Source organism: Lentzea sp. NPDC005914, from assembly GCF_040629405.1.
Lineage (GTDB): Bacteria > Actinomycetota > Actinomycetes > Mycobacteriales > Pseudonocardiaceae > Lentzea.
This window is the reverse complement of the sequence record NZ_JBEXVQ010000073.1, coordinates 1-12,351: the sequence shown is the minus strand read 5'-3', so window position 1 is coordinate 12,351 and position 12,351 is coordinate 1. Positions and strand designations below refer to the sequence as shown.

Annotated in this window: 10 protein-coding genes and 2 pseudogenes; 3 read left to right on the top strand and 9 right to left on the bottom strand. The window is 66.3% G+C overall.

What is annotated here, in order from left to right:
• Positions 1–371: pseudogene (locus tag ABZ345_RS46755) on the top strand (hypothetical protein); the annotation flags it as partial.
• A 497-nt stretch (positions 372–868) separates the two neighbouring features.
• Here the strand turns inward: ABZ345_RS46755 and ABZ345_RS46750 are convergent.
• The 8 genes from ABZ345_RS46750 to ABZ345_RS46715 form a co-directional block, all read right to left on the bottom strand.
• A complete protein-coding gene (locus ABZ345_RS46750) occupies positions 869–2,524 on the bottom strand; it encodes a thiamine pyrophosphate-dependent enzyme (protein ID WP_359862137.1) in 1,656 nt (551 codons plus the stop codon).
• A gap of 18 nt (positions 2,525–2,542) precedes the next feature.
• Entirely contained in the window at positions 2,543–3,370 is an 828-nt protein-coding gene (locus tag ABZ345_RS46745; protein ID WP_359862135.1) for an MBL fold metallo-hydrolase, read from the bottom strand.
• 45 nt (positions 3,371–3,415) lie between these two features.
• The gene (locus tag ABZ345_RS46740) at positions 3,416–4,462 is read right to left on the bottom strand and encodes a sugar phosphate isomerase/epimerase family protein (protein WP_359862133.1); all 1,047 of its coding nucleotides are present in this window, start codon (positions 4,460–4,462) and stop codon (positions 3,416–3,418) included.
• A 67-nt stretch (positions 4,463–4,529) separates the two neighbouring features.
• Complete coding sequence (gene iolE, locus ABZ345_RS46735; protein ID WP_359862131.1) at positions 4,530–5,444, bottom strand: myo-inosose-2 dehydratase; 915 nt, start codon at positions 5,442–5,444, stop codon at positions 4,530–4,532.
• Positions 5,441–5,947 (bottom strand): hypothetical protein, encoded by a 507-nt coding sequence (locus ABZ345_RS46730; protein WP_359862129.1) that lies wholly within the window; start codon positions 5,945–5,947, stop codon positions 5,441–5,443. The genes iolE and ABZ345_RS46730 overlap by 4 nt, the downstream gene beginning before the upstream one ends.
• Positions 5,944–7,056: a ferritin-like protein gene (locus ABZ345_RS46725; RefSeq protein WP_359862127.1), complete on the bottom strand. Its 1,113-nt coding sequence runs from the start codon at positions 7,054–7,056 to the stop codon at positions 5,944–5,946. Before ABZ345_RS46725 ends, ABZ345_RS46730 begins: the two co-directional genes overlap by 4 nt.
• Complete coding sequence (locus ABZ345_RS46720) at positions 7,053–8,966, bottom strand: GMC family oxidoreductase (protein ID WP_359862125.1); 1,914 nt, start codon at positions 8,964–8,966, stop codon at positions 7,053–7,055. Before ABZ345_RS46720 ends, ABZ345_RS46725 begins: the two co-directional genes overlap by 4 nt.
• 31 nt (positions 8,967–8,997) lie before the next feature.
• A complete protein-coding gene (locus tag ABZ345_RS46715) occupies positions 8,998–10,425 on the bottom strand; it encodes a glycoside hydrolase family 15 protein (RefSeq protein WP_359862123.1) in 1,428 nt (475 codons plus the stop codon).
• On the opposite strand from ABZ345_RS46715, the gene ABZ345_RS46710 reads away from it, so the two are divergent.
• Both ABZ345_RS46710 and ABZ345_RS46705 read left to right on the top strand, forming a co-directional pair.
• A complete protein-coding gene (locus ABZ345_RS46710) occupies positions 10,412–10,732 on the top strand; it encodes a hypothetical protein (RefSeq protein WP_359862121.1) in 321 nt (106 codons plus the stop codon). The genes ABZ345_RS46715 and ABZ345_RS46710 overlap by 14 nt on opposite strands.
• A 120-nt stretch (positions 10,733–10,852) precedes the next feature.
• A pseudogene (locus ABZ345_RS46705) lies at positions 10,853–11,146 on the top strand (hypothetical protein); the annotation flags it as partial.
• A gap of 546 nt (positions 11,147–11,692) precedes the next feature.
• Here ABZ345_RS46705 and ABZ345_RS46700 read toward each other — a convergent pair.
• A partial coding sequence (locus ABZ345_RS46700) for a proprotein convertase P-domain-containing protein (protein ID WP_359862119.1) occupies positions 11,693–12,351 on the bottom strand: 659 nt, incomplete at its 5' end.

Below are 12,351 nucleotides of genomic sequence, written 5' to 3'. Positions count from 1 at the left end.
CCGACACCAAAGCCTCCTTCTCCAACTACGGCACCTGCGTCGACATCTTCGCCCCCGGCGTCTCCATCACCTCCTCCACCTTCACCAGCGACACCCGGCTGCTGTACACAGCCTCGGCCCTGTCGATCTTCTTCACCACCACCGACACGGCCATCCCCGGCATCGGCGCCGCCACCAGCCCGGTGACCGTTTCCGGCCGCACGAGCAACGCCTCGGCGAACCTGAGGGTGAACGTGGACATCAAGCACAGCGCAAGTGGTGACCTGACCCTCGACCTGCTCGCATCGGACGGCAGCGTCTACCCACTGGTCACCGCCAAGGAGTCCGACAACTCCGCCAACCTGGCAGCTCGCCTTCTGAAGGAAGGCTGACCACCGTTGCACAGCACAGATGTTCATCCACTGCGGATCATCCACACCGGAGTCCTGTCTGGTGCCGCACGGCCCTGGCGAGCTGTGCGGTGCCGAGGATGACAGAGGACGCAGCTGCGGGTCTGAGAAGGGAGCTTGGACCGAGAGCTTCCACCGCCGATGGAGACCCCGCCCCGACCCTCGAGCGGCTCACGGCTGTCGGCGAGCGCCACGGACACCGTCCACACGCGACGTGTTCAGGGCCGTTCTGTCCTGACGGCCGCGACGATCAAGCTCAGCACGGGTTGACACGGGAAATCCCGCCGCAGAACGCCAAGGCCGCCGCGATCCGCGCGGACTGGCCCAGTTGCTCTGCACCAAGGCAAGGATCCCAGCGCGGGGGCGACTACAACAGCCTGCCCTGGCGACTCGGTCTGCTGACCCAGACCAACTCCACCTGCTCACGGGTCCGGCGTGCCTGGCGTCCCGTCCGGACACCAGGCACGCCGGTCGACGTACTACTGCGTCTTCCACTCCGCATTGTCGGGAATCGACTTGCCCGGTACCAGGACCTGGATGATGGACGGGCTGGTCGAGTTCGCCAGAGCACCCGCCATGGCGTGCTCGAGCTCCCCGTACGTTCCGACCTTCCATCCCTTGCACCCGAACACGTCGGACAGCTTGCTGTAGTTCCACGGGTGCAGGACGCATGACTCGTAGAACGGCTTGTCGGTGTGGAACACCGTTGAATCGGCGAGCCATTGCTCTACCCCGTAGACCCCGTTGTTCATCACGAAGATGATGGGGTTGAGCTTGAAACGAGTCTGCGTCGAGAGGCATTGAGCGGTCATCTGGAAGCCGCCGTCACCCGAGAACACCATCACTCTCTTGGTGGGCCCCTTTGCCAGGCAGAGACCGGTCGCAGCGGCTCCGATGTAACCGATCGACGAGTAGGACGACTGGGCGACGAACGCTCCCTGGCCGGGTACGTCGAGCAGCAGGCTGCCGAAGTAGTTCAGGCTCGAATCGCTACCGACGATGGTGTCCTTGTCGACGTGTTGTTGAATGAAGTCGTAGAACCCCTGGTAGGTGATCGGATCAGTGGGATCCGTGGTCGGCGCGCCGCGGACCGGCTTCTCCGGCGGGTTCCACGCCTTGGGCGCGACCTGTTTTTCCAGTATCCCGTCGATCAGGTGCTCCAACGCGACCTGCCCACCGAAATAGGTTCCGAGCTTGACCGCGTCCATCGACGCGAAGGCGGTCGTGTCGAAGTCCGGTTCCCAGCCCAGCGAGTTGATGTCCGTCAGCCAGACGCCGAGCGCCAGGATGAAATCGGACCTCTTGACCAGGTCCGCGACGGTGGCCGACGACGCCTGGCCGTCGAGCACGCCGAAGAACTGCGGGTCGTCTTCAGGAAGGACGGACTTGCTCAGGAGTTCCGTGGCGAACGGGACGTTCAGCTCCCGGATCAGGCTCATGGCCTTCTCCTGAAGGCCCAGCCGGTCGATCTCCACACCGACCCAGATCAGGGGGTTCTCCGCGCTGTCGAGCCTCGCGCAGATCTGCTCCACCGACTGTTCCAGACTGGCCTCGTCCGACAACACCCTGGCGGGCTCCAGCACGCCCCTCGGCGGCTCGCACTCCAGGTCGACCACGTCCTCGAGCAGCTCGACGTACACCGGGCGTCGTTCGCTGATGCACTGGGTCAGCGCATAATCGATCATCAGTGGAGCAAGGTCGGGATTGTCGATTCGCACGGTTGCGACGGTGATGTGCTCGAACGACTGCTGATCGGTTTCTCGCCCACTGATGAAGTGATGCGCACTGAAACCGGTCTGCTCGAAGGTGAGGGTCTTCTTCGTACTCGGCGTGCCGTTGATCAGCACGAGCGGAACCTTCTCGACGTAAGCACCGGCGACAGCGTTCACGGCGCACAACGCGCCTGCGGAGTAGGTGACGCAGAGAGCGCCGATGCCCTTCAGTCTTGCGTACCCGTCCGCCGCATAACCCGCGTTCACCTCGTTGACTTCCTCGATGATCTGGACACTGCTCGGCGTGACATACCGGTTCAACCATTCAATCGAATAGTCGCCCGCGATGGAGAACAGGTGGTCCAGACCCAGTTCATGGAGCCGGTCCACCAGGTACCGCCCTACTGTGAATCGCTCGTTCATGGTTGAGCACCTTCGCAGTCAGTAGTCGCTCGCACCGCCGAACAGCCGCGGCAGATATATGTCGAAAATGCCTGGACATTTGCGTTCGGGATACCGTTGCAGCATGAAGGCCTTGAAGGCGTCGTTCGTCAACCCCTCGCCGCTCGCCTGCTGAGCGGCCAGGAGGTACTCGATGTTACGAGCGACTTCATTTTTGTCAGCCGGCAGACCGTGGCCCGGCATGAACAATTCGTAGTCCGCCACCAGCATTTCCTGCAGCACCCGAATCCAGTGACCCATCTGCTTCGTCAGGTACAGGTGGGTGCCGCTGTAGATCAGGTCCTGGGCGAAACAGACCCCCAAGTCGGGAAGCCCGATGGTGAGCTGAAAGTCGATCTCAGCCTCTTCGACCTGCTCGAAGACGTACCTGACCCCGTCGATCGTCTCTTCACCGGGGCTGACGATCTTCTGGGGAACGACTACGTCACCCGGCGCCAGGTCACCGAGTTTCCAGTGGTCGCTCACCGAGTCCTCGCCGTGCTCCTGGATGAAGCTCACGGTTTCCGGCAACGCGTAGATCGTGACGTCGCTGAACGCGGTGCCCAGGCCGAACCAGTGGTCGGGGTGCCGGTGCGAGACGTACAGCCGGTCGATCGGCTTGCCCAGGCCGTCGGCGTAGTCCCTGAACGCCCTCGCGTAAGGAGCGAGAAACTGCGCATCGACGAGGACCAGCTGGTTCCTGGTCTCGATGATGTGCGTGGCGTTCGCGATGTTGTCGGACGTGAAGGACGAGACGAAGGTGTGAATCTGGACGTCGCCCGCCCGCTTGGCGACCATGGTGATGGGATCTGACAGTTGAGCCGGCATTCGGGACCCTCCTGAGGTGGTGGAGAGATGCGCCAGTCGAGCAGGTCAGACGTGGCTGGCGGCCAGGCGCGACGGGTCGGATGACTTCCGGGCGACCAGGGCGACCTGCTCTCGCAGTTCGTCCAGCGCGGCCAGGGCGACGTCGTAGGCGCTGTCGGCGTTGGGGTTCGGGTCGTCCTCGCCCGGCCGCCAGAAGCGCCGGCGCGCCATTCGCATGGAGCTGTCGAACGGCGGGATCGCGTTGAACACCTCGATCAGGTACGGCCCGCGGTAGACGGGTTCGAGCTCGTTGAGGACGATGCCCCACGGGATCCAGCTGTCCCGCACCGCACCCCGGTCAGGTGCGGAGAGGTGGACGTAGTAGAGCCGGTCCTGTCGTGCGGCCCTGGCGACGTTGTCCCTGAAGACGGAGGGCCCCTGGCTTTCCATCACGACCTGGGCGGTGTCGATCGTGACGCCGCAGTGCCGGTGCTCGAGGACGTCCAGGAAGTCCAGCACCTCGGAGACCATGTTGGGCGGGGGTGTCTCCCAGCTCTTCACCGGTTCGACGGCGAGCTTGACCTTCTGCGTCTCGGCGTAGGCGGCGAGTTCCTCGAAGACCGATCGCGCCGCGTGGTAGTGCGCCTTCATCCAGTCGAGGAGGGCGTCGCTCCAGATCGGCTCGTCGGCGTCCGTGACCGGAAAGACGCCGTAGGGGTAGAGGAACGGCCCCGACATGATCGAGTCGCCGCCCAGGACCCGCGTGATGTCGACCCTTGACTTGAGGTACTCCAGGGCCTGGCTGCGCTGTTCCTCGTAGGGTGATGTCGGGTCGAAGGTCCGCGTGGTCCCGACGTTGGTCGTGAACTTCACGTCCTTCAGCCCCGCCTTGTCGAACGCCTTCTTCAGGCCGACATAGCTTTCGACCTCCAGCCGGTGGTCAACGGCCACGGGCTGGGAGGCGATGTGCAGATCGAAGCCGTCGTAGCCCATGTCGACGAGGGCTTTGAGATGATTGATCAGGATCTGGGTGTAACGCGGGTCCTGTGGCCTCAGGTCCGCCGTGAACATGAAGAAGCTGAAGAACACGTCTCGTTCGAATGTCGCGTACATACCTGGTGTCCTCGCTGTTCTGAGTGGTGCCCGAACGCCAGTCCACTTGCTGCGATTCCGGAGTGCGCTACCAGCCCAGAAGGTCGGCGAGGTAGGCGCGGGCCTTCTTGGCGTACTCGAGCGGGATGGCCTTGTTCGGGTCCTGCTCGGCCTCCACGACGAGCCACCCCCGGTAGTCGGCGTCGGCCAGCGCCTCGAGGATCGGCCGGAAGTCGATCGCGCCGTCGCCGGGCACGGTGAAGACGCCGAGCTCGACGGCCTCCTGGAACGACAGGCCTTCTTCACGCACCTGGCTCACGACCTCGGGCCGGATGCTCTTCAGGTGGACGTGGCCGATGCGGTCGGCGTGAGCCCAGGCCAGCTCCAGCGGATCATCGCCGGCGAAGGCGATGTGGGCGGTGTCGAGCAGCAGGTGGACCAGGGCCGGGTCGGTAGAGGCCAGCAACCGGTCGACGTCGGCTCTGGTCATGACGCCGGTACCCATGTGGTGGTGGTAGCTGAGCCTCATCCCGGCCGAGTTGGCGATCTTGCCGAGTTCCTCCAGGCCCGACGTCAGGCTGTCCCACTGCTCGTCGGTGAAGACCGGACGGTTGGCGAACACGTCGACGGGGAGCAGGTGCGACGAAGCTCCGAACTCCGCCACGACCACTTCCGTCCCGCCCAGCGCCTTGACGTGGGCCAGCGTCTCCTCGAAGGCGGCGATCGTCTTCTGCCGCATCTTGCTGATCGTGAAGTACGTGCTCGTCCAGGGTTCGGACACCTGCAGTCCGCGGAGATCGAGAGCGGCCTTGAGCACGGCGGCGTCCGAGGGGTACTTGTGCCCGATGCTGCAGCCCTGGAAGCCGGCGAGCGCCATCTCGCTCACGGCCTGACCGAACGGAATGCCGGCGTCGATGGAGGGGAAGTCGTCGTTCCACCACAGGGTGCAGCAGACGCCGAGCCTCACCCTGTCCGGGCTGAGGCGGTCACCCAGTTCTGTCATGTCGCTGCTCTCCTCAGGTAGCGGTCCTCGATGCGAGGGGGCTCGGCCCAGGTGCCGTAGCCGGGTGCCTTGGCGCCGGGAGGATTGGCTCCGATGGCGCGCCACAGCAGCCCTTCCTGGTAGGAGGCGGCGGTGACGGTGGAGGTTTCGGCTGCCGCGTTGGCCCCGTAGCAGTCGGTCCACTCCGGTGGCAGGCCGTACCACGTACCGGCGTACCAGAGCTTGATCACGTTGCGAGCGACCGGTCCGAGGCGGCCGTCGCTGAAGATCCGGTGGCGCAGCGCCCGGTCGAGCCTGGTCCGGTCAGGGCTGCCGTTGTCACCGGCAGCGTCGGCCCTCGCCGCCCGGTGGGCGTTCAGGAGCGCGGTGACGACTTCGTCGCCGCAGGCGGCCCGCACCTTGGCGAGGTACTGGTCGGCCAGGCCGGTACCGAGCAGGTCGGTCTCCCCGAAGGCAGTGAGATCGACCGACAGCGACACGAACTCCTCGAACTGGCCGGTCACCACGTCACCGCCCCGGACAGCTCGTCGGCAGCCGAAGAAGCGTCCGGATCGGACCAGGCCGCGGCCGGGATCTCGAAGGTGGGCGCGGCGTTCAGGCCGTTGCTGCCCGGCAGCGGGTTGCGCACCAGCCGGGTGAACTCGTCGCGCAGGCGGAACATGTACCCGACGGCGTCCTGCATGAGGCTGGGCCGCCCGTTGAACGTCCTGGTGAGCAGGGCGAGGAAGCGCCCGTACTCGGTGTTGAACCTGCTGGCAGCCGCGGCGAGTTCGGATCCCAGCGGGAAGTCGGTCAACCGGGCACTCACCTTCACCTGGTACACGTCGTCCCAGGTGATGCTGAGCGGTGGCCCCGTAGGCGCGTCGGGGTGGTCGCCCACCTCGTAGTAGCGGCCGAACTGCAGCTGACGGAACCGGTAGTAGTGGGCCAGTTCGCCGTCGGCGTCGTGGATGCCCGAATCGAGGCCTTCGCCCTGGTCCGCGATGAACCGGAGCGCTCGCAGGGCGGAGTCCAGATCGAACACGGGAATCACCGACCCGCCGCCGGAGTAGAAGTACTCGGGTCCGACCTGCCGTGCGGGATCCCCGCAGAACAGCCCTGGATCGACGGCCGCCACCTTCTCCAGTCCTTCGATGATCTCCTCGTAGAACTCGCCGATGCTGTAGAAGCGCATCCCCTCGACCGTCGGACTGGAAACCAGGAGCGGCCTGGTGCTGTCCGATTCGGGCAGCAGCCGCGAGCGGCCACCGGGAGCCTCGCCCGGCCGCTCGATCTTGCAGAATGCCTCCACCGCCTCCGGGGAGAACGGCCGCAGGTCGACGGTGAAGTCGTCCTCCCCGTCCGGGAGGTAGGCCGGGTAGGACGGCACGAAGCCGGGGCGGGTCAGGTCGGGCTTCCCGCCGATGGCGTTCAGGACGTTGGCGGCGAGGGTCAGGTGCAGCATCTCCTCCACCGCGGTCACCCGGATGATGTGGGCGGCGTCAGAGTTGGTCGTGGGACGGATGGAGTAGTACGCGGTCAGGTAGGGCGGGATGGTCGCGTGCTCGAGCGCCATCGCCGTGTGCAGGTAGCTGATCAGGTCGTCACGGTTCGCGATGGTCGGCGCGGTCACCCGGCCACCTCCTGAAGTTGGCCGTTCGTGGTGACGGCGATCGGAGCCGTCTCGGAGTCGAGCTGGGCCAACATGGCCCGGACACTGCGCAAGCACAGGGCGGCGACGGTGAGCGTCACGTTCGACGTGCTCACAGTGGGCAGGCTTCCCCCACCGACCAGGTAGAGGTTCTCGTGGTCCCAGCACCGCTGATCCGTGTCGACCACAGAGGTCGACGGATGGCGGCCCATCATGTGGGTACCGGCGAGGTGGTTGCCGCCTCGGATCTCGTAGCCCTCGCCGCCGTACACGGCGTAGCCCCAGAAGTTCGGGTCGTACTCGGTGTGGTCCTCGGCGCCGAGCCGGGCGAAGATCCGTTTCGACAACTGCCGCGCGTACGCCACCCCGCGCATCGTGTAGTCGGGGAGGTCGTAGGTGAGGATGGGCCGCATGTTCCCGAGGTTGTCGGTGAAGGCGGGGTCCACGGTGATCCTGTTGCTCGGGTTGGCGGGGACCTCGACCATGAACGCCAGCTGCAGCTGGCGGGACACCCGGTCCACCAGGCCCTGGCGCAGCGACTCGCCGTAGCGGCCACCGGCGTCCACCAGGTCGATCAGGTCCGTCATCGGCGCCCCGCGGGCCCAGCCCCAGCCGTCGTTGTGGATGTCGACGCTGAATGCCGCCTGGTGGCGACGGAAGCGGCCCCCGCGCAGGTCCGTGATGCCGCCGGTGCAGTTCGTGCCCCGGAAGGTGCCGGCCACCTCTGGTAGCAGACCCCACGCCAGCAGGTAGGCGTGGTCCATGAAGTTCCGCCCCATCTGGCCGCTCGAGCCGCGCAGGCCTGAGGCCAGCATCAGCCGGGGGTTCTCCACCGCGTTGGCAGCAAGGATGAACAGCCGGCCCCTGGCTCTCATGGTGGTGAAGTCCGGGCTGTCGGGCCGGTCGTAGCGGCGGTACTCGATCTCGGTCACCCGGCGGGTGTCCTCGTCGACGTGCACCTTGTAGGCCACCGCCTGGGCCACGAGGTCGACTCGGCCGGTCTGGAGGGCGACGGCGAGGGTCTTGCCGGCGTGGTACTTGGCCTGCACCGGGCAGATGGGCACGCAGTTGTTGTTGCCCTGGCACCGTCCGCCGACCTCGACCTGGTAGGTGCTCACCGCTCCCCGTGGCACGTAACCGTTCCCGCCGTCGTAGGCCGGGTTCGGTATTCCGTTCCGCCCCTGTGGCCACGGACGGACCCGCAGCTTCCGCTTCTCCCCGCCGAGCTCGACCGGCATCCCGTCGAGGTCCTTGGCGACCATCCGGTCCAAATAGGACAGGGGCAGGCCCTTCATCGGAAACACGTAGCCCTCGTCGAAGGTGATCCCGAGGTAGGCCTGATCCTCCACGTCGGCGGAGACGCCGATTTCGCGTTCGGCCTCGTCGTAGTACGGGGAGAGATCCTCGTAGCTGAGCGGCCAGTCGGTCCCTTCGCCGTAGAGCGTGCGCATCCGGAAGTCCTCGGGCAGCATCCGCGGCGTCTTGGCCTCCCAGTGCATGGTGGTGCCGCCGAGGACCCTCGTGTAGGTGGTGTCGGTGGCGAACGGTCCGCTCTGAACGATGTAGGCCGAGGCGTCCGGCGCACCGGGGACGATGCGCCGAGCGTCGGTGCCGCGCGGCATCGGGGCGTTGGCCACGACCGGGTACGGCGACTGGTTGTCCTTGCTGGGTGCCGCGTAGAAGCGGTCGAGGTAGCTCTCGTAGCCCCTCAGCGTGAGGTCTTCGGCCGAGCCCGCTTCGAGAATCAGCACTCTCTTGCCGGCCTCGCTCAGCCGCGAGGCGATGATGGCGCCGGCGATCCCGCCGCCGACGATGACGGCGTCGTAGAGAATCCCGGCCGCCGCCGCGGGGTCGGTCTGCTTCGCTGCCCCTTCGGGAAACTTCACGTACATGGCGCAGTCACTCCTCTGCCAGGCCGCGGGGTCAGACGGCCTCTGTCCGCGCTCGCATGGCGGACAAGTACGCGGCGTAGCTCCAGGTCAGGTTGTGAACGCTGCGCTCGTAGCCGCTGGTCCCGTCGAACTGCTCGGAAAGCTCCAGGTGGTCACTGTGGTAGACGACGGCCCGCACCATGGCGTCGCCGGTCGCAACCAGGGCGGCGGCGGCTGCCGCCGGAGCCGTCGACGCGTCGATGCCGGACTGGGCGAAGAAGGGCGCGGACAGGGTGTCGACGGGCACCTTGCGGCTCGACTTGATCTCGGCGGCCAGCTTGTAGTGCAGCTCGGCGACGTTGCACGTGGAGAGGGCCCAAGGATGACCGCCGAGCACCGGGTGCGCGGTGTCACCGTCGTAGACGTCGCCCGGGTAGCGGCCGAACAGCGGCCCGATACCGAAATTCTCCTTGTCCGCCTTGTTGATCGGGTAGAAGGCGATGCCGCCTTCCTCCCATTGCGAACGCAGCTGAGCCGCCGTGGCCAGCAGCTTGGTGTCGGTGACGGGAACGGCGCCGTAAACGGCCGACTGAACGATGTCGATGTTCGGGTCGTAACCGCTGACGACCGGATTCTGCGGTGATGGCTGGGCCCCGTTCCCAGGGTCGGCCATCATGCTGACGTACTTGCTTCCGTCCCAGTGGCCGACGAGGGCCTGGCGCAGCCAGTTGATGGCGGGCCGCAGTCCGGCGGGCTTGTCGATGCCGGCGATGGTCGAGGCCTGAATCTCCTCGAAGCAGCGCAACTGGGCGGACCGGGCGAAGAAGCTGAACCCGCTGTGCTCCTCCCACAAGTTCGTGGTGGGGTCCTGGTAGACACCGAGGAGAAAGGCCACGTTCGAGTTCACCAGGTCGACCGCGCGCTTCTGCGTGCCGGCATCGAGCTGCTCGAAGGCGGCCAGGATGGTGATCGACTGCAGGGCCGGGCCGTCGTTCTGCTCGGTCCACGGACGGGCGTCGCCGGCGATGGTGAAGCAGGCGTGCCCCTTGGTCAACGGCGGCTGGGCGTTGGAGTGGCAGAGGTCGGCGAACGTCACGAAGTCGTTGAGCGTCTGCACAGTCCCACCAGGACTGGTGGGCATGCCGGCCTTGGCCACCTCCATGGCCGTGATGGCCCCGTCTCGCACCCAGTTGAAGACGTAGTCCTCGTCGATGCCGGGGGTGTCGGCCGGGAAGGACGGGGCGGCGATGACGCACCCCGGCTTCGAGTCCCGGGAAATGTCGCCGGGCGCCTGTGGATCACTGAAGATGAAGCCGTCACTGGCGATGTTCCGGAACATGAAGGTGTACATGATCGGCACGAGCGACGCCAGGTCGACCGCTCCCGGAGTAAAGGAGTTTTGGACGGTCGCCCGCGTTCGAGACGTGTCGGCGGGGCGGTTCGTGCGGGCGGGCATGCCGGGCGTGGTGGACTCGACCATTGCTGAACTCCGTTTTCTTCGAACCGATTTTGACCTCGGGAAGCGGCGAGTTCTTCTGCCGGTTCTACCGCCATCCAAGCCGACTGCAGGCTGCCGCCTACGTGATGGCCGTGACGTCGGGGCGAAGCCTTCCGATACACCGGAACTGACCCCAATGCTCGATCCCGGCCAAAAGATCGTCAAGACTCGGAATCCGGTTGCACCCAACAGTGTCGAGGCCGGATCGGAAGCAGAGCAGCTTTATGAGGCGAGCCGCGCGGTGCACCGGCCGCCCTGTGACCACAACAATGCGGTCATCACCGGGTAGTAAATCACATTCACCCTGTTCATCAGCCTTACGGAATGCACTGATCCTCTTTTTATGAAGCTCACCGAGTGACCAAAGCCATCTTGCAGACGCTTTTCGCGCCCGACGGCGGCACGGGCGACCCTGTTCACCGAGGGCGCTGCGGCGGTCAGCATGCGACAGGTCGCCGAGGCCGCGGGCAACACGCCCAGGGTGACCTACTCGCACTACCTGAACCGGGACGCGCTGCCGCGCGCCGTCGCGGACGCAAGTTTTGCGCTGAGCCAGCCGCGCCTCTACAACTTCCTGCTCGCCGACCGGCGCGAGTCCGCGCAGCGTTTCCCGGACCACTTCCGCGACGGCGGCTCGCCCACGTTCACCCCGATCGCCGAACTCGGCATGCGGGAGGGTCTGCCGCGTCGCGACGACCTGTAGGAGGGCGCGCTGATCTTCACGTCGTCGGCCCAGGGCCTCATCCAGCTCTACCTCGGCGGCCGCATCGGTCTGACAGGTTCTTCGCCGAGATCGGTGAACCGGCGTCGAGTCGAGAGCTTCCACCACCGCCAGAGACCCCGCCAGACGTCGAACAACTCGCGGCCGTCGGCTAGCGGTACGGAATGCAGATCCGGGTTCCCGAAGGGAGGTGACCCAACTCCGACAGTCGGGCCCTGAGCTCGTGAGACCGTCCGCAAAGTCCTGTTCGGACACCGTTCGCCCGGTGTGATCCCGATTCCTGGCGCGACGGACGGCAGGCAGGCGGCCGAGAAGACGGGCGCGTTGTCGTTCGAGCTCAGCGATCAGGAGATCCAAGAGCCCTGAACCTCCAGGGGGTGACGCCTGCACGAGCTGGCCGTGCAGGCGCTCGTTGCAGCAGTGGACTCCCGCTCGCGACCGCTGTGATCAGGTCCCGAACACGTCACTCACGCAGCGGCCCCGCCTGGCTACCGGGGTGGTAGCCAGGCGGGGCGTTCGGGGTGGGTGTCAGAAGTTGAGCTGCCAGGCGTCGAGGTGGCCGGTCTGGGTGGTGCGGGAGACGTCCTGGATTCGCAGTTTCCAGGTGCCGTTGGCCAGTTCAGTGGAGGCGTTGAGGGTGTAGGTGACGTTGAGGTTGTCGGTGGTGTCGGTGGAGGAGTTGCGCAGCCGGTAGGTGGTGCCGTCCGGGGCGATGAGGTCGAGTTGCAGGTCGCCGCGGGCGGTGTGCTTGATGTCGACGGTGACCTTGAGGGCGGTGGGGGCGTTGCCGGTGCGGCCGGTGACGGTGATCGGGCTGGTGACCGTGCCGGTGCCCGGGATGGTGGCGTTGGTGGTGTTGGCGAACACCGACGGAGCCGGAGCCGGAGCGGGGGCGGTCTGGGTGGAGCCGGTGTAGAGCAGGGTGTTGGGCGAGCCGGTCTGGGCGTTGCGGACCAGGCCGGTGGTGGCGGAGCCGACCAGGGCGGTGCGGACCTGGGCCGGGGTGGCGGTGGGGTTGGTGGCCAGGTAGAGCGCCGCGGCGCCGGCGACGTGCGGGGTGGCCATGGAGGTGCCGCTCATGGCGCCGGTGGAGGTGTCGCTGGTGAAGGTGGAGGAGGTGATGGAGACGCCGGGGGCGAAGATGTCGACGCAGGTGCCGTAGTTGGAGAAGGAGGCTTTGGTGTCGG